The 22,397-nt window shown below is 69.6% G+C and carries 23 protein-coding genes; 17 read left to right on the top strand and 6 right to left on the bottom strand.

Annotation, left to right across the window (positions count from 1 at the left end; translation table 11 throughout):
* Positions 1-37: 37 nt before the first annotated feature.
* On the bottom strand, positions 38-253 hold the full coding sequence (locus ACYVO7_RS19760) for a hypothetical protein (protein WP_460451526.1): 216 nt from the start codon (positions 251-253) through the stop codon (positions 38-40).
* A 287-nt stretch (positions 254-540) separates the two neighbouring features.
* Here ACYVO7_RS19760 and ACYVO7_RS19755 point away from each other — a divergent pair, with 287 nt between their 5' ends.
* From ACYVO7_RS19755 to ACYVO7_RS19740, 4 genes are all read left to right on the top strand, one after another.
* Positions 541-1,326, top strand: coding sequence for an inositol monophosphatase family protein (locus ACYVO7_RS19755; RefSeq protein ID WP_460451525.1), 786 nt, complete (start codon positions 541-543; stop codon positions 1,324-1,326).
* 91 nt (positions 1,327-1,417) lie between these two features.
* Positions 1,418-2,467, top strand: a complete 1,050-nt coding sequence (locus tag ACYVO7_RS19750) for an ABC transporter substrate-binding protein (protein ID WP_460451524.1) — start codon at positions 1,418-1,420, stop codon at positions 2,465-2,467.
* 60 nt (positions 2,468-2,527) lie between these two features.
* Positions 2,528-4,819 carry an ABC transporter permease gene (locus ACYVO7_RS19745; RefSeq protein ID WP_460451523.1) on the top strand — a complete coding sequence of 764 codons (2,292 nt, stop codon included), beginning with the start codon at positions 2,528-2,530 and terminating at the stop codon, positions 4,817-4,819.
* 20 nt (positions 4,820-4,839) lie between these two features.
* Positions 4,840-5,907, top strand: coding sequence for an ABC transporter ATP-binding protein (locus ACYVO7_RS19740; RefSeq protein WP_460451522.1), 1,068 nt, complete (start codon positions 4,840-4,842; stop codon positions 5,905-5,907).
* A gap of 6 nt (positions 5,908-5,913) precedes the next feature.
* On the opposite strand, the gene recQ is transcribed toward ACYVO7_RS19740, so the two are convergent.
* Positions 5,914-7,761: a DNA helicase RecQ gene (gene recQ / locus ACYVO7_RS19735; RefSeq protein ID WP_460451521.1), complete on the bottom strand. Its 1,848-nt coding sequence runs from the start codon at positions 7,759-7,761 to the stop codon at positions 5,914-5,916.
* A 163-nt stretch (positions 7,762-7,924) separates the two neighbouring features.
* On the opposite strand from recQ, the gene ACYVO7_RS19730 reads away from it, so the two are divergent.
* The 7 genes from ACYVO7_RS19730 (at position 7,925) to ACYVO7_RS19700 (ending at position 11,861) form a co-directional block, all read left to right on the top strand.
* Positions 7,925-8,530, top strand: a complete 606-nt coding sequence (locus ACYVO7_RS19730) for a histidine phosphatase family protein (protein WP_460451520.1) — start codon at positions 7,925-7,927, stop codon at positions 8,528-8,530.
* Positions 8,531-8,605: 75 nt separating this feature from the next.
* Positions 8,606-9,337 (top strand): Crp/Fnr family transcriptional regulator, encoded by a 732-nt coding sequence (locus ACYVO7_RS19725; RefSeq protein ID WP_460451519.1) that lies wholly within the window; start codon positions 8,606-8,608, stop codon positions 9,335-9,337.
* 292 nt (positions 9,338-9,629) lie between these two features.
* Positions 9,630-9,839 carry a cold-shock protein gene (locus ACYVO7_RS19720; protein ID WP_188517919.1) on the top strand — a complete coding sequence of 70 codons (210 nt, stop codon included), beginning with the start codon at positions 9,630-9,632 and terminating at the stop codon, positions 9,837-9,839.
* Positions 9,840-9,992: 153 nt separating this feature from the next.
* Positions 9,993-10,265 carry a translation initiation factor IF-1 gene (gene infA, locus ACYVO7_RS19715; RefSeq protein ID WP_406857895.1) on the top strand — a complete coding sequence of 91 codons (273 nt, stop codon included), beginning with the start codon at positions 9,993-9,995 and terminating at the stop codon, positions 10,263-10,265.
* 84 nt (positions 10,266-10,349) lie between these two features.
* A complete protein-coding gene (locus ACYVO7_RS19710) occupies positions 10,350-10,616 on the top strand; it encodes a hypothetical protein (RefSeq protein ID WP_406857896.1) in 267 nt (88 codons plus the stop codon).
* A 10-nt stretch (positions 10,617-10,626) separates the two neighbouring features.
* Complete coding sequence (locus tag ACYVO7_RS19705; RefSeq protein WP_460451518.1) at positions 10,627-10,893, top strand: hypothetical protein; 267 nt, start codon at positions 10,627-10,629, stop codon at positions 10,891-10,893.
* A gap of 128 nt (positions 10,894-11,021) precedes the next feature.
* The gene (locus ACYVO7_RS19700) at positions 11,022-11,861 is read left to right on the top strand and encodes an EamA family transporter (protein ID WP_460451517.1); all 840 of its coding nucleotides are present in this window, start codon (positions 11,022-11,024) and stop codon (positions 11,859-11,861) included.
* On the opposite strand, the gene ACYVO7_RS19695 is transcribed toward ACYVO7_RS19700, so the two are convergent.
* Positions 11,827-12,747, bottom strand: coding sequence for a LysR substrate-binding domain-containing protein (locus ACYVO7_RS19695; RefSeq protein WP_460451516.1), 921 nt, complete (start codon positions 12,745-12,747; stop codon positions 11,827-11,829). The two genes, ACYVO7_RS19700 and ACYVO7_RS19695, sit on opposite strands and share 35 nt — an antisense overlap.
* Positions 12,748-12,853: 106 nt before the next feature.
* Between ACYVO7_RS19695 and ACYVO7_RS19690 the strand changes: the two genes are divergently transcribed.
* From ACYVO7_RS19690 to phnY, 3 genes are read left to right on the top strand one after another with little or no spacing between them, the layout of a single operon-like run.
* Positions 12,854-14,008 carry a 2-aminoethylphosphonate--pyruvate transaminase gene (locus ACYVO7_RS19690; RefSeq protein WP_460451515.1) on the top strand — a complete coding sequence of 385 codons (1,155 nt, stop codon included), beginning with the start codon at positions 12,854-12,856 and terminating at the stop codon, positions 14,006-14,008.
* Complete coding sequence (phnA, locus tag ACYVO7_RS19685) at positions 14,008-15,255, top strand: phosphonoacetate hydrolase (RefSeq protein WP_460451514.1); 1,248 nt, start codon at positions 14,008-14,010, stop codon at positions 15,253-15,255. Before ACYVO7_RS19690 ends, phnA begins: the two co-directional genes overlap by 1 nt.
* Positions 15,245-16,714, top strand: coding sequence for a phosphonoacetaldehyde dehydrogenase (gene phnY, locus ACYVO7_RS19680; protein WP_460451513.1), 1,470 nt, complete (start codon positions 15,245-15,247; stop codon positions 16,712-16,714). Before phnA ends, phnY begins: the two co-directional genes overlap by 11 nt.
* A 10-nt stretch (positions 16,715-16,724) precedes the next feature.
* On the opposite strand, the gene ACYVO7_RS19675 is transcribed toward phnY, so the two are convergent.
* The gene (locus ACYVO7_RS19675; protein WP_460451512.1) at positions 16,725-17,417 is read right to left on the bottom strand and encodes a DsbA family protein; all 693 of its coding nucleotides are present in this window, start codon (positions 17,415-17,417) and stop codon (positions 16,725-16,727) included.
* 134 nt (positions 17,418-17,551) lie between these two features.
* On the opposite strand from ACYVO7_RS19675, the gene ACYVO7_RS19670 reads away from it, so the two are divergent.
* Positions 17,552-17,797 carry a hypothetical protein gene (locus ACYVO7_RS19670; RefSeq protein WP_460451511.1) on the top strand — a complete coding sequence of 82 codons (246 nt, stop codon included), beginning with the start codon at positions 17,552-17,554 and terminating at the stop codon, positions 17,795-17,797.
* 5 nt (positions 17,798-17,802) lie between these two features.
* Here ACYVO7_RS19670 and ACYVO7_RS19665 read toward each other — a convergent pair whose 3' ends face one another.
* Entirely contained in the window at positions 17,803-18,087 is a 285-nt protein-coding gene (locus ACYVO7_RS19665) for a hypothetical protein (protein WP_460451510.1), read from the bottom strand.
* A gap of 104 nt (positions 18,088-18,191) precedes the next feature.
* A complete protein-coding gene (locus ACYVO7_RS19660) occupies positions 18,192-20,090 on the bottom strand; it encodes a bifunctional sugar phosphate isomerase/epimerase/4-hydroxyphenylpyruvate dioxygenase family protein (protein WP_460451509.1) in 1,899 nt (632 codons plus the stop codon).
* A 91-nt stretch (positions 20,091-20,181) separates the two neighbouring features.
* Here ACYVO7_RS19660 and ACYVO7_RS19655 point away from each other — a divergent pair, with 91 nt between their 5' ends.
* A complete protein-coding gene (locus tag ACYVO7_RS19655) occupies positions 20,182-20,943 on the top strand; it encodes a GntR family transcriptional regulator (RefSeq protein WP_460451508.1) in 762 nt (253 codons plus the stop codon).
* A 243-nt stretch (positions 20,944-21,186) separates the two neighbouring features.
* Entirely contained in the window at positions 21,187-22,335 is a 1,149-nt protein-coding gene (locus ACYVO7_RS19650; RefSeq protein WP_460451507.1) for an ABC transporter substrate-binding protein, read from the top strand.
* Positions 22,336-22,397: the final 62 nt, after the last annotated feature.

Here is a 22,397-nt window from a genome sequence, read left to right as displayed (position 1 = left end):
TCCGGGCCATGCAGGGCGGATCGGTCCGCCCGGGGACTTAGCCGGCGAAGTCGCCGAACTTGCGGGAGATCTCACGCTCCAGGTCGTCGGTCAGGCGACCGCCGTTGAGCTGGATGTAGCGGGCGACCACCTGTTCGGCTTCCGCGCGCCTGGCGTTCTTCAAACGCTCGAACAGAATCCGGACGATGCTGGGCCGGGACGAGCGAGCAGGCGCCGAAAGGACTGCATCGAGTGCGAGGGCCGAGTTGGCCATGGGACTTCTCCTTGAGACAGAGATCCCCGAGCGCTTCCTGATCTAGACGTTGACGATGGAATACACGATTTGCTGCACCGCAACATCTCGGTTTCGCTCATGCCGCCCATGATGTCGACGCATGGATGCGTAACGAAATCACAACCATCCGCCGATTGTTCGCGCATCCTGTTCAGCGAGGCGGCGCCAGGCGCACGCCGGTTGTGCAAAGACGGCCGGGAGCCCGCTGAAACGGCTTGGGTTTCCCTGACGCGAGCGCTACGGTCCGGCCGGAACGGGGGACGAGAATGCCGACAGGACTGGAGGAGCGGTTCGACGCCGCCGTGAGCGTGGCGCGGACCGCGGGCGCGGTGATTCGCGAGCGCTTCGCGACCCGCGGCGCGCAGACCTACGAGATGAAAGGCCACCAGGACTTCCTGACCGAGGTCGACGGCGAAGTGGAGACGATGGTGGCGGCCGCGATCGCGCGCGCCTTCCCGGATGACGGCTTCATCGGCGAGGAGCACGGGTCTGCCGGCCGCACGGACGGCGTCTGGGTGGTGGATCCCATCGACGGCACGTCCAATTTCGCCCGCGGCATCGGCCATTTCTGCATCTCGATCGCCTATGTGGCCGGCGGCGAGCCGGTGATCGGCGTCATCTACGATCCCATGCGCGACGAGATGTTCGCCGCCCTGCGCGGCCGGGGCGCCACGCTGAACGGCGCGCCCCTGCGCGTGTCGGGCGTGTCCGACATCCGGGCGGCCTCGGTCGAATGCGGCTGGAGCATGCGCCGGCCCGTGGCGGACTACATCGCCATGTGCGCGCGCGTGATGGAGATGGGCGCGGGCCTCTATCGCTGCGGCTCCGGCGCGCTCGGCATGGCCTATGTGGCGGCGGGGCGCCTCGACGGCTATTGCGAGCTTCACATCAACGCCTGGGACGTGCTGGCCGGCGTGGCGCTGGTGCGCGAGGCCGGCGGCGCCGTGAGCGACTTCATGGGGCAGGGCGGGCTCGCCCGCGGCGCTCCGATCCTGGCCTGCACGCCGGCTCTGGCCCCGGCGTTGTCCACCGCCTCGGGCCTTCGGCTCTAGGCAGGTTCGCGACATGCGGGCAATCGGTTGACGAAACCGGATCGTCCAAGCCAAACTACGAAAAAATAAGCGGTTTCGGGAGGTTTACGACATGGACATGACAGTCACGGCGCGCAGTTCGGCCGTTTTCGGAGCGACCCTGATTCTTCTCGGAACGGTCGCGCTCGCGACGCCGGCGGCGGCGCAGGGCCAGCTGACCGTGTACTGCTCGGTCCAGGAGGAGTGGTGCCGCCCGATGGTGGCCGCCTTCGAGAAGGAGACCGGGATCAAGGTCTCGATGACCCGCAAGAGCTCCGGCGAGACCTACGCCCAGGTCAAGGCGGAGTCCGCCAATCCCAGGGGCGACATCTGGTGGGGCGGCACGGGCGACCCCCACCAGCAGGCCGCCGAAGAGGGCCTGACCGAGGAGTACAAGTCCCCCAAGCTGTCGGAGCTCAACGACTGGGCCGTGCGCCAGTGGGAGCAGACCAAGGGGCGCACCGTGGGCGTCTATTCGGGCGCGCTGGGGTTCGCCTACAACACCAAGCTCCTGGCCGAGAAGAAGCTCGCCGAGCCGAAATGCTGGGCGGACCTGCTGGACCCGAAGCTCAAGGACGAGGTCCAGGTCGCCGACCCGAATTCGTCCGGCACCTCCTACACCATGCTGGCCACGATCGTGCAGATCATGGGCGAGCAGAAGGGCTTCGACTACCTGAAGGCCCTGCACAAGAACATCAACCAGTATACGAAGTCGGGCGCGGCCCCGGCCAAGGCCACCAGCCTCGGCGAGACCACGGTCGGCATCGCCTTCCTGCATGACCACGTCACGATGATCGTCGAAGGCGCGCCCATGAAGGCCGTCGCGCCCTGCGAGGGCACCGGCTACGAGATCGGCTCGATGTCGATCATCAAGGGCGCCAAGAACCTCGACAACGCCAAGAAGTGGTACGACTGGGCGCTGACGCCGGCCGCCCAGGCGCTCGGCGCTCAGGCGAAGTCCTACCAGGTGCCCTCCAACAAGGCGACGCCGGTCCCGCCGCAGGCGCCCAAGCTGGCCGACATCAAGCTGATCGACTTCAACTTCGCCAAATACGGCTCGTCGGAGGAGCGCCGGCGGCTGCTCGCCAAGTGGGACGCCGAGGTCAAGAACCAGCCGAAATAGGCCTGATCGGGGTGGGGAGGGACGCGCCTCCCCAGGACCACCAAGGGAGCGGGGCTTTCGATGTCGGCGATCAGCGAGGCTCCGGGCGGGCCCTCCCGCCTGGGCCTGAGCGGCGAGGGACGGCCGCGCCGGGGCAAGTTCCGGGAGCGGCGCGCCGGCGCCGAGACGGTGCGGGGCGGGGCGGTCGTCGTCGTCGCCTGGATCGCCTTCGCGCTCCTGCCCTGGTACTGGCTCGACCTCTCGGCCGGCTCCTCCGGCCTCGCGGGCTACCCGCTGGGCGCCGCCGGCTCGGGCCTCGCGCTCGCCATATCCGGCCGGGCCTGGTGGCTGCTGCCGCTGCTCGTCCCGCTGGCCTTGGCGACGTTCGCGGTCCGCGACCGGAACCCGATGCGGCGCAACGCCCTGCTGGTCTGGGCCGGCGCGCTCGGCGTCTGGGCGCTGCTGAAGCAGGGCTTCGTCATCGGCCTCAAGGGATGGAGCTTCGCCTGGGTGGCGGCGCTCATGGGCGGGCCGGGTCCGAGCCAGGTCGGCTTCGGCCTCGGCGCGGCGCTGCTCCTGCTGGCCTTCCTGATCCTGCTCTGCCAGGGCCTCGCCGGCCGGGGCTGGTGCCGGGGCGACGCCTTCATCGTCTGCTCGGTCGGCGTGGTCGTGTCGCTGATCCTGCTCTTCGTCTTCTTCCCGGTCTCCACCATCCTGGCCAGCGCCTTCCAGGACAACGCCGGCCGGTTCGCGCCGTCCGAATTCGCCGCCAAGATCTCCGACCAGTCGATCTGGGGGCTGGATTGCCTCGCCGGCCCGCTGCGCTGCGGCGTGGCCTGGAACACCCTGTTCCTCGGCGTGCTCGTCGGCCTCGGCACGACGGCGCTGGGCCTCGCCTTCGCGCTCATCGCCACCCGCACCCCCTTTCGCTTCAAGGGCGCGCTGCGCATCCTCTCCATCCTGCCGATCATCACCCCGCCCTTCGTCATCGGGCTGGCGCTGATTCTCCTCTTCGGGCGGTCCGGCGCAGTCAGCGCCCTGCTGTCGGAGTGGTTCGGCCTGCCGCGATCGCGCTGGATCTACGGCCTGCCCGGCATCCTGATCGCCCAGCTCCTCGCCTTCACGCCCATCGCCTATATGGTTCTGGTCGGCGTCGTGCAGGGCGTCAGCCCGTCGCTGGAGGAGGCCTCCCAGACGCTGCGCGCCAGCCGGTGGACGACGTTCCGCACCGTGACGCTGCCGCTGCTGCGGCCGGGTCTGGCCAACGCCTTCCTGCTCGGCTTCGTCGAGAGCCTCGCCGATTTCGGCAATCCGCTGGTGCTGGGCGGCAATTTCGAGGTGCTCTCCACGAAAATATTCTTCGCGGTCGTCGGCGCCGCCACCGACCAGGGCCGGGCGGCCGTGCTGTCCATCGTGCTGCTCGCCTTTACGTTGCTGGCCTTCTGGGCCCAGCAGGTCTGGCTCGGCAAGAAGGTCTACGTCACCGTGGGCGGCAAGGGCGACGCGGGCCTGCCGCTGCCGCTGCCGCGGCGAGTCGCCTGGGCCTGCTACCTTACCGCGCTCCCCTGGGCCCTGTTCACGGCGGCGATCTACCTGCTGATCCTGGTCGGCGGCTTCGTGAAGAGCCTCGGGCGGGACTACAGCCTCACCATGGACCACTACTCGGCCGGGTTCAGGGTCGAGAGCGGGGCCGGCGGCCTGGTGTTCTCCGGCGGCGCGTGGGACTCGCTCTTCGCCACCCTCGAGGTCGCGGCCTTCGCCGCGCCGCTGACGGCCGCGATCGGGCTGCTGACGGCCTATCTGCTGACGCGCCAGCGCTTCACGGGCCTGCGCGCCTTCGAGTTCGGCACCATGCTGAGCTTCGCCATCCCGGGGACCGTCGTCGGCGTCAGCTACATCCTGGCCTTCAACGTGCCGCCCTTCGAGCTCACCGGCACGGCGCTGATCCTCATCATCTGCTTCGTCTTCCGCAACATGCCCGTTGGAGTGCGTTCGGGCGTGGCGACGCTGAGCCAGATCGACAAGTCGCTCGACGAGGCCTCCCTGACGCTGGGGGCGCGGTCCTGGACGACGCTGCGCTACGTCGTGATGCCGCTGCTGCGGCCCGCCATCCTGGCCTCGCTCGTGTATTCCTTCGTGCGGGCCATGACGGCGGTCAGCGCGGTGATCTTCCTGGTGTCGGCCAAGTACAATATGGCGACGACCTACATCGTCGGGCGCGTCGAGGCGGGCGAGTTCGGCATCGCCATCGCGTATTCGTCCGTCCTCATCGGCGTCATGCTCGTCGCCATCCTGGGCATCGAGCTCCTCGTCGGCAAACGCCGGCTCGGGCGGCGCGAGGCGCCCGCCGCCGTCGTCGCGGCCGGCGGCTGACTGAAAGCAAGGAACACCGCATGGCCAAGGCTCCGGCCTCCGTCGAATTCCGCCACGTCAGCAAGCGCTACGGCGTGGTGACGGCCGTCGACGACGTCTCCTTCACTATCGAGCCCGGCACGCTCGTGACGCTGCTGGGCCCCTCCGGCTGCGGCAAGACCACGACCCTGCGCCTGATCGCCGGCCTGGAGATGGCCTCCGAGGGCCAGATCATGATCGGCGGGGCCGACGTGACGCGCCTGTCAGCGGCGGACCGCGACGTCAGCATAGTCTTCCAGTCCTATGCGCTGTTTCCGCATATGAGCGTCATCGAGAACGTGGCCTATGGCCCCACGGTGCAGGGGGTCCCCAAGCCGCAGGCCCGCGAAATGGCGGCCGAGAAGATCGCCGTCGTCGGGCTCGCCGGGCTGGAGAACCGCTCACCCTCCGAACTCTCGGGCGGGCAGCAGCAGCGCGTCGCGGTGGCCCGCGCGCTCGTGCTCGAGCCGCAGGTGCTGCTCTTCGACGAGCCGCTGTCCAATCTCGACGCCAAGCTCCGCCGCCGCGTGCGCGAGGACATCCGGGCCCTGCAGCAGGAGCTCAATCTCACGGTCGCCTATGTGACGCATGACCAGGAGGAGGCGCTGGCCGTCTCCGACCGGATCATCGTCATGTCGAACGCCCGCATCGCCCAGGAGGGCTCGCCGCGCGAGCTCTACGAGCAGCCGGCCGACCTCTTCGTGGCCGACTTCATCGGCGACGCCAACATCCTGGAAGGGGTGCTGGAGGAGGAGAGGGGAGACCGCGGCCTCATCCGCATCGGCCCCATGACGCTCGACCTCGCGCGCCGCGGCGCAGCGGCGGGGCCGGTCAAGCTCGCCGTGCGGCCCGACGCGCTGGCGATCACGCCTTCCGCCAATGGCCGCCCCGGCGTCGAGGGCGTCGTCGAGCACAGCTCCTATCTGGGCCGGAGCCTGGAATATCGCGTGTCGAGCGCGCTCGGCGAACTCTTCGTCGTCGACGCCGGGCGCGCCCAGGTCCATCCCCCGGGCTCCAAGGTGCATGTCGGATTCGCCGAAGCCGGGATCGTGGTGCTGCCGAACCGCTGAGGACGCTCAGCGCTCCGCCCGGGCGACGGCGGCCAGGAAGGCGGCGCCGTAGCGCTCGAGCTTGGCCTCGCCCACGCCCTGCACGCTGGCGAGCTCACCGCGATTGCGGGGACGGATCATCGCCATGTCGCGCAGCGTGGAGTCGTGGAACACCACATAGGGCGGCACGCCCTGTTCGCGGGCGATGCGCATGCGCTCGGACCGCAGCTCCTCGAAGACCCGCTGCGAGGGTTCGTCCAGCGCCGCGGCCGCAGCCGCCCGGACCGATTTCTGGCTGACCCGCTCGGCCTTGAAGACGCGGTCCTTGCGCATCTCGATGCGGCGCTCGCCCTTCAGGATCGCCCGCGCGCCGTCGCCCAGCGTCAGCGCCCCATAGGCGTCGTGGTCGACCACGATGGCCCCGATCGCGGCGAGCTGCCTGATCACCGACTGCCAGACCTTCTCGTCGAGGTCCGCGCCGACCCCGAAGGTCTTGATCGCGTCGTGGCCGGCGCGCGTCACCTTCTCGGACGCGACGCCGCGCAGGACGTCGATCACATAGGCCGCGCCGTAGCGCTCGCCGGTGCGGTAGATCGCCGACAGCGCCTTCTGGGCCGCCTCGCTCCCGTCCCAGGTCTCGACCGGCGTGATGCAGGTGTCGCAAGCGCCGCAGGCGCCCGGATGGCTCTCGCCGAAATGCGCGAGAATGGCCTGCCGGCGGCACCCCGCCGTCTCGCACACGGCCAGCAGCGCCGAAAGCTTGGCCCGCTCGACGCGCTTCACTTCCGCCGGGGCCTCGCCTTCCTCGATCATCTGCGCCCGCCGGACCAGGTCCGACATGCCGTAGGTCATCCAGGCGTCCGAGGGCAGGCCGTCGCGCCCGGCGCGCCCGGTCTCCTGGTAGTAGGCTTCGATCGAGCCCGGGATGTCGAGATGCGCGACATAGCGCACCGAGGGCGAGTCCACGCCCATGCCGAACGCGATGGTGGCGACGAGCGCCAGGCCCTCCTCGCGCAGGAACGCGTCCTGGTTGGCGTCGCGCACCGCGCGGTCCATGCCGGCGTGGTAGGGCAGGGCCTTGAACCCGTGCTCGTTCAGGTATTGGGCCGTCTCCTCCACCTTCTTGCGGCTGAGGCAGTAGATGATGCCCGCGTCGCCCCGCCTGCGGCTGAGGAAGTCCAGGAGCTGCCGGCGCGGATTCGTCTTGGAGACGATCTCGTAGCGGATGTTCGGCCGGTCGAAGCTGGTGGCGAAGACCGGGGCGTCCTCCAGGGCGAGGCGCCGGCGCAGGTCGTCGCGGGTCTGGGGGTCGGCCGTAGCCGTCAGCGCCATCCGGGGCACGTTCGGGAAGCGCTGCGCCAGCACGGCGAGCTGCATGTATTCGGGCCGGAAGTCGTGGCCCCACTGGCTGACGCAATGCGCCTCGTCGATTGCGATCAGCGCGATCTTGCCGCGGCCCAGAAAATCGAGGAACGCGTCGGAGACCAGCCGCTCGGGCGTGACGTAAAGCAGCTTCAGCTTGCCGGAGAGGTAGTCCTGCCGGACCGCGTAGGATTCGGCGCTGGTCAGCGTCGAGTTGAGCGCCGCGGCGGCGACGCCGGCCTGGCGCAGCGCCTCCACCTGGTCGCGCATCAGGGCGATCAGCGGCGAGACGACGACGCCCACGCCCTCGCGGCAGAGCGCAGGCACCTGGTAGCACATGGACTTTCCGGCGCCGGTCGGGAACAGAACCACCGCGTCCCCGCCGCCGACGACGTGGCGCACGACCTCCTCCTGCCGGCCCCGGAAGGCCTTGTGGCCGAACCATCGATGCAGGACGTCGACCGGATCTTCGGCCAATGCGAATCCTCTCCTCACAAAGGCGGGACGCTGCACGTCCGGGGCGTCCCGCACAAGTCCGGCGCGGCGAAGAGGCGTGGACGGCCCGACGAGCGGCCGGCGGGGAACAGGGTCCCGCCCGGGCGCATTGTGATGGTCGCGCTTCGGCGGTACACAGCCACGCGCCAGACGAGACGCCGCACTCCGACACCGGACTTCGATGACCCGCACCTTTCACCTGATCCGACACGGTCAGTCGACCTTCAACCAGGCCTATGAGCTGACCGGCGTGGACCCCGGCCATATCGACGCGCCCCTCACGGAGCTCGGCCTCTCCCAGGTGGAGGACGCGCGGCGCCGGATGGAGGGCGTGGCCGTGGACCTGGTCATCGCGTCGCCGCTGACGCGCGCGCTCCAGACCGCGCTCGGCGTCTTCAAGGACCGCGACGTGCCGGTCCTCGTCACCTGCAAGCACCGCGAGAGGCTGGAGAGCAGCTGCGACGTCGGCCGCAGCCCGGCGCGCCTGATCCAGGAGTTTCCCTCGCTGTCCTTCGATCACCTCGCCGATCCCTGGTGGCATGACGGGGACGCCGACGAGCGCGGCGTGCCCTACGAGCCCGAATCGGTGTTCCGCGATCGGGTGGAGCATTTCGGCGAGTGGCTGGAGGAGCGGCCGGAGCGCGCCATCGCGATCGTCGGCCATGGCACGTTCTTCCGTTGGTTGACGGGCCGATGGATGGCCAATTGCGAAGTCGTGACCCTGCAAGGCTCCCTGTCCGATCATTTTCGCCAGGCCGAACGGCTCCGCGTCAGCGCCTCGGCCTAGCCGGAGCGTCCCGGCATGTTGCACCCTGCGATGAAAGGCGAGATGATCTCGCCTCTCAGTTGCGGAGCGGCCTTGATGCGGGACGCCAAGAAGCCGAGCCTGGAAACGCGGCTGCGTCTCCTGAACACCCACCCTTTCTTCGCGGCCCTGGAACCCGCCGACCTGGAACGGCTGTCGTCCTATGTGCGCTCCGTGCAGGTCGACCGGGGCGAGATCCTGTTCCGGAAGGGCGATCCCGGCCAGAGCCTGTTCATCGTCGTCGAGGGCCTGATCAAGATCGGCGTCCCGGCGGCCGACGGGCGCGAACTCGTGCTCAACCTGATGCGGGCCGGCGAGGTCTTCGGCGAGATCGCGCTCATCGACGGCGCGCCGAGATCCGCCGACGCCGTCGCGATGGCGCCGAGCGAGCTGCTGGTGGTGGAGCGGCGCGACTTCCTGCCCTTGGTGGAGGACCGCCCCGGCGCGGCGATGAGGATCATCAGCCTGCTCTGCCGGCGGCTGCGCAGCACCAGCGAACAGGTCGAGGACGTCGCCTTCCTGGACGTCTCCAGCCGGCTCGCCAAGGCGCTGCTGCGCCTGTCGCCGACGGGCGGCTACATCGCCATCACCCAGCGCGAGCTCGGCCAGCTCATCGGGCTCTCGCGCGAGAGCACCAACAAGCAGCTCCAGGTCTGGCAGAGGCAGAAGCTGCTGCGCCTGGTGAAGGGCGGGGTGCACCTCATCGACCTCGGCACCATCGAGCAACTGGCCTTTTCGGCGGAGCGGCCGCGCCAGCCGCGTGCAGAAGTCGCCTCTCGCGCCCACTGACTCCAGTTCTGGCCGGCTGTTTCGCGCCGAAATCCGCCATTTCACCGGTTGAGATCGGCGCAGCCGAGGCATGGCGGACGAGGCGTGTGAGAAAAAAGCGACGCCGAGGTTGAAAAATCATCGATAAGGGGGTAATTATACGGCATCGACATTTGGCCGGACGACTGGGCCGCTTCGCCTGAACACAGGCGCACGCTGCGACAATCTCTCCAAACATCGACGAACCGGAGAACGGGCGCTCTCGCGGCCGGATCTCCACGTGCGTTTGCAGTTCACCGAAAGGACTACCCCAATGGCTACCGGAACCGTGAAGTGGTACAACGACCAAAAGGGCTACGGCTTCATTCAGCCTGACGAAGGTGGAAAGGACGTTTTCGTCCACGTCTCCGCCATCGAGCGCGCTGGCATGCGCGGCCTGGTCGAGGGCCAGAAGATCTCCTACGAGCTCGAGACTGATCGCCGCACCGGCAAGCAGTCCGCTGGCAACCTCCAGGCCGCGTAAGCAGCCGGAGTCCGCGCGCGGGTTCGCCCGCGCGCCACAGCCCCGACAGGAAGCCGTTCCACGCGGAACGGCTTTTTCCTTTTGAGGTTTCCCGAAAGCCCAGCATCGCGCCGCGCCCCTGCGCTCCCGATGCGCCAGAACCCCTGAGGAGCAATGGCCAAAGAAGAACTGATGGAATTCGAAGGGCAGGTCACCGAGATCCTCCCCGACGCCCGCTTCCGCGTCAGGCTCGAGAGCGGCCATGAGCTGATCGCCTACACGGCCGGCAAGATGAAGAAGTTCCGCATCAAGACGCTCACGGGCGACCGCGTCACCGTCGAGATGTCCCCCTACGATCTCGACAAGGGACGGTTGATCTACCGTCACAAGGACGAGCGTCCCGCAGGCCCGGGCGGCGCGCGCCGGCCTCCGTTCCGTCGCCGGTAGGCGATCGCCGATCCCGCGGGCCGCAGGGCCCGCCCCGTCGCGGACGCCGTCCGCGAGCACACGTCAAAGCATAAGGAGCCGACCATGCGCATCTTCATGTTCACGTCCCAAGCCAAGGACGGTCTGAACGCCTTCGCGGGCGACGCGGAGGGCTCGAAGCTGCCGGAGCGGTACGGTCCCTGGGGCATCACCGGCGTGCTGCAGACCCGCCAGAACCCGCCGCACAACTTCTCCCGCCGCGACATCGAGAGCGCGATCGGATCGTCCGGCTTCCAGCTGTGGCGCACCAAGGCCGCGTCCGAGGCGGCGGCCGCCGCCAAGGCGGTCACGGCGAGCGCAGCTGCGGTCTGAGACGTCGCGCATGCCCGCAGAAAAGCGCTGGACCTTCGAGGCCGGCGCGAACGTACCCGACTGGTTCATGCGCGGCGAGAACTGCGTGCTGACATTCGGTCGGGACGCCGAGATCGTGGAAACCTTCGAGGCGTTCGCGCTCTACCCGATGGTCGAAATGGACCGGGACGACTGCTTCATCGTGGCCGAGATCATGGACCGCCATGCGGACGTGGAGGTCGAGCACGTCCTGCCGATCACCCCTCACACCGAACCCCGCGCGCTCTCCCGCAACTAGCGGCGGCGCGCGGCGCTGACCGGACGGCGGGCGTTTGCGCCCGCCTCTCCGCCCCAGTACCGCAGGGGCGGCGGCGCTTCTAGGATCGGCCTGCAGCGCAAGCCTGCGCTGATTCGCGGCGATCCCTCATGACCCTGTCCGTGTTCCTGGCGGTGCTCGCCGCCGCAGCCCTGCATGCGGGCTGGAACGCCGTGCTGAAGATCCGCATCGAGCCGTTCCTGGCGATGGTGCTGATCAACGGCGCCGGCGCGGCGCTCGGCGGCGCGGCCGTCCTCGTCACGGGCTGGCCGATCGCGGCCGCGTGGCCGTGGCTGATCGCCTCCGCGGCGATCCATCTCGGCTACTACATGTTCCTGACCGCCGCCTATGCGCGCGCCGACATGGGCATCGTCTACCCCATCGCGCGAGGCTCGGCGCCGCTCATCACCACGCTCGGATCGCTGGCGCTGCTGCGCGAGGCGCTGCCGACCTTGACGCTGGCCGGGATCGCGACGCTCGCATCCGGGATCGGCATGCTCGCGCTGGCCGGCCGCAGGCGCTCCGTCGACCCCCGGGCGCTGGCCTATGCGGGCCTGACCGCCGTGACGGTGAGCTTCTACACGCTCACCGACGGCCTGGGCGCCCGCGCGGCGGGCGACCCTCACGCCTATGCGGCCGCGCTGTTCGTCCTCGACGGCGTCGGCCTGACCGCCGTGGCGCTGTGGATGCGCGGCCCCGCCGGCCTTCGCCCGCTCTGGCGATTCCGGTGGCCGGGCCTGCTCGGCGGCGCCATGAGCCTCTGCGCCTACTGGATCGCCATCTGGGCCATGACGGTCGCCCCGATCGCGCTCGTGGCCGCGGTGCGCGAGACCAGCGTCCTGTTCGCCAGCGTGATCGCCGTGGTCTGGCTGAAGGAGCCGCTCAGTCCGGCGCGGATCCTGTCCGCCTGCCTCATCATGACGGGGCTGGCGCTGATCCGGCTGGCCTAGCCCCGGCGAGCCAACCCTCCTGGGCCGCCAGGGCGGATGCGGCGTCGAAGAAGGCCGACACCAGCGCCAGCTTTCGCCTCTCGGCGAGGCAGACGACATATTCGCCCACCTCCAGCCCGTGTCCCTCCAGCGACAGCGCCCGGAAGCGCGGGTCCGCGCCGAACTCGCTCTCGAACACGACGCCCACGCCGAAGCCGGCGCCGACCGCCTCGCGCACGGCCTCGCGGGTCTGGACCTCGAACAGCGCGCCGGGCCTGACGCCGTCGGCGGCCAGCCTCGCCTCGAACACCTCGCGGGTGATCGAGCCGCGCTCCCGGATGACGAGGTCGCAGCCGTCGATCTGCGCCGACGACACCACGCCCCGCTCCGCCCAGGGATGGGCGGCCGGCACGAACAGGACCAGGCGATCGAGCCGCAGCGGCTGCGCGGTCACGCGCGGGTCGGAGGTCGGCAACGCCGTCACGGCGACGTCGGCCTCGAAGGCGAGCACCTGCGAGAGCACCGTCGCGGAGTTGTCGATCCGCATCTGGAAGGTGAGGCCGCGATGGCGTTCCCGCATCGCCGCCAGCACGGGCATGACGTGATGAGCGCTGTCGGCCGACACGCGCAGATGGCCGCGCGTGACCCGCCGCGCGCCGGCCAGGAGGTCGCGCGCCTGCTCCTCGCACTGGAACAGGGCCGTGGTGATCTGGTGCAGCGAATGGCCGAGCGGCGTCAGCTGCGCGCCGCGCCGCTTGCGGTCGAACAGGCTCACCCCGAAGGCGCCCTCGAGCGCCTTCACCTGCGCCGACAGCGTGGGCTGGGCGAGGCCATGGGCGCGCGCCGCCAGGCTGAAGCTCCCCGCCATGGCGACGAGGTGGAAGGCGCGCAGCTGGGTGAGGTTCATCGCCGTCCGGAGCCATAGACTGGGTCTATGGAGACTATCGAAACACGCGGCTGGCGTCGATGGTCCGGTCGGCTACGCTCGGGCCGATCAACGCCGAGGACGACCGATGCCTGCGCCAGCGCCGCGCGCCGCTTCCGAAACCGGGGACGACTTCCTGCTCACGCCAGGACCCCTGACGACGTCCCGCAGCGTCAAGGAGGCGATGCTGCACGACTGGGGATCGCGCGACGCCGCCTTCGTCCGGATCAACCGCGAGGTCCTCGAGGCTTTGCCGCGGATCGTGAACGGGGAGGGGGACTATGTCGCCGTCCCCATGCAGGGCTCCGGCACCTTTGCGGTGGAAGCCATGCTGACCACGTTCGTGCCCCCGGACGGCGAGTGCCTGGTGCTGGTCAACGGCGCCTATGGCCACCGCGCGCGGCGCATCCTGGACATCGCCCGTCGCCGGAGCGTGGTCCACGAAACGCCCGAGGACGTCCCGCCGGACCTCGCCGAGGTCGAGGCGCTGCTGGCCCGCTCGCCGTCGATCACCCATGTGTTCGCCGTGCACTGCGAGACCACGTCGGGCGTCCTGAACCCTGTCGAGGAGATCGGCGCCGTGGCGCGGCGCCATGGCAAGGCCTATCTGGTGGATGCGATGAGCGCCTTCGGCGCGCTGCCGCTCGACGCCCGGGCCGCGCATGCGACCGCCATCGCGGCCTCGTCCAACAAATGCATCGAGGGCGTGCCGGGGCTGGGTTTCGTGGTCGCCCGCGCGGCCGATCTCGCCGCCGCCAAGGGCTCCGCGACGACCTTGTCGCTCGACCTGCACGACCAGTGGGCGAATTTCGAGAAGACGGGGCAGTACCGCTTCACGCCGCCGATCCACGTCATCGTCGCGTTCCATCAGGCGTTGCGCGAGTTCTGGGCCGAGGGCGGCCAGCCCGGCCGCTTGGCCCGCTACGAGGAGAACCGCCGCACCCTCGTCCAGGGCATGCGCGCGCTCGGCTTCCAGACCCTGCTGCCCGACGCTCTGCAGGCGCCCATCATCGTCACCTTCCACATGCCGGCCGATCCCCGATTCGTCTTCCAGGAGTTCTACGACAGGCTGAAGGACCGCGGCTTCGTCATCTATCCGGGCAAGCTCACCGTGGCCGACAGCTTCCGCATCGGCTGCATCGGCCGGCTGGAGGCCAGCCATATGAGACAGGCGCTCGACGCCGTTCGCGACGTCATGGCCGAACTGGGCGTCGTCTCGGCGTCGCCAAGGAGGGCCGCCTGATGGGTCCCCGCAAGCCGGCCGTGATCACCGCGAACGGGCGCGAATACGCCTTCCCGAGCCGCCCCACCGTCGTGGTCTGCATCGACGGGTCCGAGCCCGGTTACATCGAGGCGGCGATCGGAGCCGGCCTCGCTCCGAATTTCTCCCGCATGATGGCCGCCGGCGCGAACCTGACGGCCCAGGCCCAGATCCCGAGCTTCACCAACCCCAACAACATCTCCATCATCACCGGCCGCCCGCCCTCGACGCACGGCGTCGCCGGCAACTACTTCTTCGACCGCGCGACGGGCGAGGAGGTGATGATGAACGACGTGCGGTTCCTGCGCGCGCCCACCATCATGAAGGCCTTTCAGGACGCCGGGGCCAAGGTGGCCGTCGTCACCGCCAAGGACAAGCTTCGCGCCATGCTGGGCCACAGCCTCGCGATGTCCGCCGGGTCCGCCGTGGCGTTCTCCTCCGAGAAGGCCGACAAGGCGACCAGGGCCGAGCACGGCGTCGCCGACGCGCTGGCGATGGTCGGCATGCCGCTGCCGGACGTCTACTCGGCCGAGCTGTCGGAATTCGTCATGGCCGCCGGCGTCAAGCTGATCGGCCTCATGCGGCCGGACCTCATGTACCTGTCCACCACGGACTACGTGCAGCACAAGGCGGGCCCGGGCTCGCCCATGGCCAACGCCTTCTACGCCATGATGGACCGCTATGTGGGCGAGCTCGACGCGCTGGGCTGCACCCTGGTGCTCACGGCCGACCACGGCATGAACGACAAGCACCTGCCGGACGGGCAGCCCGACGTGCTCTACCTGCAGGACGTGCTGGACGAGTGGCTGGGCCAGGGCGCGGCCCGCGTCATCCTGCCGATCACGGACCCCTATGTGGTCCACCATGGCGCGCTCGGATCCTTCGCGACCATCTATCTGCAGTCTGCGGGGGACGCCCGCGCGGTCGCGGCGCGGATCGCCGGGCTGCCCGGCGTGGAGGTTTCGATCGACGCGGAGGAGGCCTGCCGCCGCTTCGACCTGCCGGCCGACCGGATCGGCGACGTCGTCGTCATCGCCTCGCGCCGCAAGGTGCTGGGATCGAGCCGCGGCCGCCACGACCTCAGCGGGCTCACCGAGCCGCTGCGCTCCCATGGCGGCCTCACCGAGCAGGCGGTGCCGATGATCTCCAACCGACGCGTCACGCTGCCGCCGGGGCGAATCTTGCGCAATTTCGACGCCTTCGACGTGGCCCTGAACCATGTCCAGTGAAGCCGCCGGGACGCGCGTGAAGGCGCAAGGGTTTCGCCGCGAGGCCATGCGCATCGCCGGCCGGCCGGTGGCGACCGACGATGTGGTCGAGGTCCTCAACCCCTACACGGACGAGGTCGTCGGGACGGTCCCGAGCGCGCGGCCCGAGCATGTCCGCGAGGCCTTCGCCAAGGCCCGGGCGTTCAAGCCGAAGCTGTCGCGCTACGAGCGCCAGCAGATCCTGCTGCGCACGGCCGACATCCTGCGCGAGCGCCGGGAAGACTTCGCCCGGCTGATCACGGCCGAAACCGGCCTGTGCTGGAAGGACAGCCTCTACGAGGCGAGCCGGGCCTACGACGTCTACTCCTTCGCCGGGCAGCTCTGCATCAGGGACGACGGCGAGAGCTACGCCTGCGACATCAGCCCGCAAGGCAAGCAGCGCAAGATCTTCACGCAGCGCATGCCGCTCCTGGGCGTCATCTCCGCCATCACGCCCTTCAACCATCCGCTCAACATGGTGAGCCACAAGCTCGCCCCCGCCATCGCGACCAACAACCGGGTGGTGCTGAAGCCGACGGAGCTGACGCCGCTCACCGCGCTGGCGCTGGCGGACGTGCTCTACGAGGCAGGCCTGCCGCCCGAGATGCTCTCCGTCGTGACCGGGAACCCGGCCGTCATGGGCGACAGCATGATCGCCGACCCGGATGCGGACCTGATCACCTTCACGGGCTCGGTGCGGGTGGGAAAGCACATCGCCGAGAAAGCGGGCTACCGGCGCATCGTGCTGGAGCTCGGCGGCAACGATCCCCTGATCGTCATGGAGGACGCCGACCTCGACAAGGCGGCGGAGCTCGCCGTTCAGGGCGCCACGAAGAACTCCGGCCAGCGCTGCACCGCCGTCAAGCGCATCCTGTGCGTCGAGGCCGTGGCTGACGATTTCAGCGCCCTGGTGCTGGAAAAGGCCCGCAGGCTGACCTTCGGCGACCCGATGGATCCCGCCACCGACATCGGGACCGTCATCCATGAGGGCGCGGCGCGGCAGTTCGAGCGGCGCGTCCAGGACGCGGCGGCCCGGGGCGCCGAGATCCTCTACGGCCCGCCGCGGCGAGGCGCGCTGTTTCCGCCCACCGTGGTGGACCGCGCGCCGCCGGACTGCGAACTGGTGCGCGAGGAGACGTTCGGGCCGGTGATCCCGATCATCCGCACGCCGAACGACATCGACTCGGTGATCCGGATCGCGAACGGGACGGCCTATGGCCTGTCCTCGGGCGTCTGCACGAACCGCATGGACTATGTCGCCCGCTTCGTGAACGAGCTCGAGGTCGGCACGGTGAATGTCTGGGAAGTCCCGGGCTACCGCATCGAGATGTCGCCCTTCGGCGGCGTCAAGGATTCCGGGCTCGGCTACAAGGAGGGCGTGGTCGAGGCCATGAAGAGCTTCACCACCATCCGGACATGGTCGACGCCCTGGCCGACCTGACGCCGGCCGGTCACCGGCAGGCGACCTCTCCGCAGGACCGCAGGGCCGTGATCATCTTGGCCGTGCTGCGCGGGCCCGGATAGCCGAACACGCCGAGCCCGCCGAGCACGAAGGTCGGAGTCGCGATGAAGCCCAGATTGGCCGCCAGCCGGAGCTGGTCGGCGACCTGCGCCTGCGCCTCCCGGGAGGCCGACACGCGCTCGAAATCCGCCGCCGGCCGGCCGGTCGCCTCGGCGGCGATCCGCACGGCCTTGGCGAGGTCGGCCCGTCCCGGCTCCGCGAACATCCTGGCGTGGAAACGGAACGCGGCCTCGTCGCCAGACAGGTTCTGGACCGCGGCCTCGACGGCGGCGGCCTGCTTGGAGCCGGGCGACAGGATGGGGTTGCCGATCAGGGAGATCCGCAGGTCGGGATCGTTCTCCACCAGCGCGCCGATGTCCTGGGCGGCCTTGCGGCACCAGGGGCAGTTGTAGTCGTAGAATTCCGCCAGCACGACGTCGGGGGCCTTGGACCCGACCTGGATGCGGCCCGGCATCGCGTCGACCTGGCTGACGAGCTCGACCGGGAGCCGGGCGTTGCCGACGGGCTGTCCCTCGTCGCCCTTCAGCTTGGTCCACTGGTTCTGGCCCTGGGCGCGCGCGCGGGCCGGCAGGCCCAGCAGGGCGAGCCCGCCGAGAAGGAGGGATCTGCGATTCGTCGTCATCGTGCCGGGCCCTGATGTCATGGCGCGGGTCGTCGCAGGCGGTCGCGGCGAAAGCGTGGCCGACCCGCCGCGCCGCCGACCCGCGCCCGGAACCCGGGCCGCGAGACGGTGTTGGTCACGCGGAGGATCGAGCCATGGACGTCACCAACGAAGAACTCGACGGGCCCGCGCGCCTGCGCTACTGCCGGGCCGGAGACGGTCTCACCGACGGGGCGGAATGGGAGAACGCGCGCCGGTTCGCTTCGCTGCGCGAGGCGCTGCACGTGGTCGCCACCGAAGATCCGCCGGCCGGAGCCGAGCCCTATGTGATGACGAATGTCGGCCGGACCCTGAAGCCCGAGCAGCTCGCCGTCACCTGGGACGCGATCCAGGGGCCCTGAGGCCCTCAGGCGGTCGCCTGCCGACGGGCGGTCGGGAAGAGGACGATGTTCGCCCCGAGCGCGCTCGGGTCCAGGCCGGGCCGCGCGGCCGCCGCCTGGGCGTAGCCGGGGATCTCCCGCAGCGGCGGAAGGTCCTCCGCCAGGCGCTTCAGCCCGTCGCGGGTGACGTGCAGCAGGGTGGAGACGCGGTCGCCGCGCTCGCCCGCCTCGGGCATGCGGCGGATCTCCTCGAGCGCGACGTCCAGCAGGGACGCCAGTCTCTTCGCGATGTCTTCGTGTGTCAGCCGCATGGTCGCCCCCGACGATTTCACCGATCACAGGTGAGTCGCCGGAGTCTGTCGATGACGAAACTGCAACAGGCCGGACAGCGCGAGCTGGAGCGCACCGGAATCGGTCAGTCGACGGTGAACTCGGCGTCGCGCTGGCGGTCCTGGGCCATCGCCTGGGCGGCCAGGCGGATCGGCGTGTTCGCCGCGCCGAAGAGGTCGTAGCCGCGCCGCTCCACCACTTCGAAGAAGAAGCGGTTGCGATAGGTCTGCGTGTAGATGTGGAAGAATTCGCCCTGGCCGGCGCGGTCGTAGAGCACGCCCAGCGCGCGCATGCGGTCCAGCAGCACCGGGTCGAGATCGAAGCGCGCCGCGAGATCCTCGTAATAGTTGTCGGGGATGTCCAGGAAGGTGACGCCCCGGCCGCGCGCCGCCTCCACGAAGGCGAGGAGGTCGTCGGTCTCGAACGCGATCTGCTGCACGCCCGCGCCGCCGAACTCCTCGATGAAGCGCGATACCATGGTGGAGCCGCCATCGGCGATGTTGAGCGGGATGCGGACGCTTCCGTCGGGCGAGCGCACGGAGCGGCTGTAGAACGCCCCATAGGGGTCGGCGAGCTCGACCTGCGGCTCGTCCACGAAGCCGAGCACGCTCTTGTAGAACAGCGTCCAGGTCAGGAATTCCGAGCGCCGCACCACGTTCGACAGATGGTCGATGCGGCGCAGCCCGCCGGTCGCCGGAGCGGCCGTCTCGATCTCGAAGTCCTGGGCCCAGAAGTCCTGCCCGGTCCTGACGACATAAAGCAGGCTCCCCTCCACGCCGCGCACCGCCGGGATGGTGGCCTCGCCGGGCCCGACCCGCCCCGAATAGGTGGCCGCGCCGAGCGCCTCGGCCCGGTCCAGCGCGGCCCCGACGTCGTCGACCGAAAGGGCGACCGCGCAGACCGAGGGGCCGTGCACGAGCGAGAACGCGTGCGAAAAGCCCTCCTTTTCGCGGTTGAGCACGAGATTGACGCCGTTCTGGCGAAACAGCGTGACCTCCTTCGAGCGGTGATGGCCGACGGCGCTGAAGCCGAGCCCGGCCAGCAGGTCGGCCAGCGGCCGCATGTCGCTGTCGCCCGCCGCGAACTCCACGAACTCGACGCCGCGGACCTCGGGAGGCGGGGGCAGGGCTGCGACTCCGGCGATCGGGCGTTCTCCCGCCGCCGCGCGGGCCGCGTTCAGCCGCTCGCCCATGGTCTGGAGCGAGCGCATGCCGTCGAGCGCCATGGCGTTGGCCGAGGCGCCGCGGAACTGGTCGTTGAAGATCTCCAGCGAGACGGGGCCCCGGTACCCGCTCTTGCCGACGGCCTGCATGAACTCGTCCACGGCGAAGTCGCCCTGGCCCGGGAAGCTGCGGTGATGCCGGCTCAGCGACAGCGGATCCATCAGCAGGCCGGGCGCGTCCGCCACCTGGACGAGCGCGATCCGGTCGCCCGGGATCTCGGCGATGGGGGCCAGCGGGTTCTTGCGCACGCAGGCGTGGAAGCTGTCCAGCACCAGCCCGCAATTGGGCCGGTCCGCGCGGCGCACCAGGTCCCAGGCGTCCATCCAGTCCTTCACGCGCCGGCCCCAGGCGAGCGCCTCGTAGCCGATGCGGCAGCCGCGCTGCGCGGCCTCGTCCGCCAGGGCGGCGAGGTCGGCGGCGGCGGCGTCTCGGTCGTCCAGCGCCTCCTCCGACACGTTGGAGCAGATGCACAGCAGGGGCGCGCCGAGTTCCTCCATGAGGTCGAGCTTGCGCCGGGCGCGGTCCATGTTGCGGCTGCGGGCGGGCTCGGGCATGCCCTCGAAATCGCGCATCGGCTGCAGCGCCACGATGGCGAGTCCGAGATCGTCGGCCATTCGGCGCACGTCGCTCGGCTTGCCGTTGAAGAAGGTCAGGTCGTTCTCGAAGATCTCGACGGCGCGGAATCCGGCCCGGGCGGCGGCCGAGAGCTTGACCTCGAGGGTGCCGCCCATGCACACCGTGGCGATCGACCATTTGAACATCGCAAAATCTCCGAGATCTCGTATGATCTCATACGAAAAGGCGCCACGGGCGACAACCCACGATCTGCGCCGGGCGTCGTCAGGAGACGGTATGGACTACGACCACCACGGCGCGGCCGAGCCGAGCGCCTCCACGCTCACCGAGGCGCTGCACGAGCGCATCCGCCAGGACATCATCCTGGGCGCGCTTCAGCCCGCTTCCAAGCTCCGTCTGGAGCGCCTGAGCAAATCCTACGGCGCGAGCGTGAACACCCTGCGCGAGACGCTCTCGCGCCTCGCCGCCGACGGCCTCGTGGTCGCAGAGGGCCAGCGCGGCTTCGCCGTGCTGCCGGTCTCGACCGAGGACCTGCGCGACATCACGGAGATGCGGCAGCTGCTCGAATGCCACGCTTTGCGGCGGTCGATCGCGAATGCGGACCTGGACTGGGAGGCCAAGGTGGTGGGCGCCTACCACAAACTCTCGAAGGTGGAGGCGCTGGTCGAGGAGGCGCCGGACGACTATGGCGACGCCTGGGAGCGCTACAACCAGGAATTCCACGCAGCCCTGATCGCGAACTGCCCCTCGCGCTGGCTGCGGCTGTTCCACAAGGCGATGTACGACCACAGCAAGCGCTACCGCATGCTGTCGCTGAAGACGAAGCCGTTCCCCCGCTCGCAATCGGCCCAGGAGCACCGGCTGCTGCTCGATGCGGCGCTGAACCGCGACGCCGACGCGGCGGCGAGGGTGCTGGCCCAGCACATCCTCAAGGGCGCGGAGATCACCGGGCTGAGCGACGGCGTCGGCGCCGAACGGCCTGCCAGGGGCGAGAGCGGAAAGACCGCTGCGTCCCGACGCAAGCGCAAAACCTCCTAGATTTCGCACTGCGTGGGAGATTGACAAAAGCCCCGCATTCACCATTACTGGGTTCGTCAGGCGGACGTAAGTTCGCATTGCGAACGATAGGCTGGCGGCGCCGAGAGCCGCGCGGCCCGGTTTCGACATCATTTCGCGCGTGAGCCATTGCGCCGGACGCCCGGCTGGGTCATCGCTCGGGACGGAAACGACACGGAGCCGGCGACGCAAGATCCCGGCTGTCCAAAGGGTGGGAGGAAGACGATGCTGAAGTCCTGGACCGGCGCCTTGGCCGGGGTGCTGCTCGCCGGAGGCCTGATCGCGCAGGCCGGCGCCCAGAACGCGCCCATCAAGCTGATCGCCGTCGGCGAGCTCTCCGGAGCGGGCGCCACGGTCGGCACCAACTTCAAGAACGGCGCCGATCTGGCGATCGCCGAGATCAACGCGAAAGGGGGCGTCCTCGGCCGCAAGATCGAGATCACCCATCTCGACACCCAGTCGAACCCCGGCAACGCGCGCGCCCAGGTGCAGAAGGCGCTCGACGAGAACCCCTACGCGCTGCTCGGGCCGGGCTATTCGGGCTCGGTGAAGGTGACCGCGCCGCTCGTCCAGCAGGCCGGCATCGCCCAGGTGATGGGCGGCGAGGCCGCCGAGCTCACCCAGGCCGGCATCGACACGTTGTTTCGCACCTCCTTCGGCCAGCAGTCCTCGATGCCGAAGATCGCCAAATACATGGCCGAGGACATGAAGGCGAAGACGGCCGCGGTCATGTGGGTGAACAACGACTTCGGCAAGGGCGGCCGGGACATGGTCACCAAGGAGTTCGCCGCCCGCGGCGTCAAGGTCGTGGCCGACATCTCCACCGAGGCCGGCCAGGCGGACTTCGCCGCCGACGCCGTGAAGGTGAAGAACGCCAATCCGGACGTCGTCTTCATCTATCTCAACGAGGAGGAGAGCGCCCGCGCCCTCAAGGAGCTGCGCCGCCAGAACGTCTCCGCGCCGCTGATCGGCGAGACCACGCTGCTCGGCCAGAAGGTGATCGAGCTCGCCGGCGACGCCGCCAACGGCGTCAGGGGCCATGTCGGCCTGACCACGGACGCGCCGGTGCCGGCCATCCAGGACTTCCGCAAGCGCTTCTCGGACAAGTACAACTACGTGCCGGACCACAACGGCATCAAGGGCTACCTGGCCGTCTACATGATCAAGGCCGCCACCGAGAAGCAGGGCAAGGTCGACGCCAAGGAGCTGCCCAAGACCCTGCACGGCCTGACGATCACGCCCGACAAGGAGCCCGGCATCCTGATGGAGGTCACGATCGACAAGAACGGCGACCTGGACCGCCAGAGCTTCCTCGGCGAAGTCGTCAACGGCAAGCAGGTGATCAAAGAGGTGCTTCCGAAGCTGAACAGGTAACCGCCCGAAGGAGATCCTCAGAGCCCTCTCCCGCGCCGCGGGGGAGGGCGGGACGCGATCGA

Source organism: Alsobacter sp. SYSU BS001988 (assembly GCF_054796215.1).
This window is presented reverse-complemented; position numbering and strand designations above follow the sequence as displayed.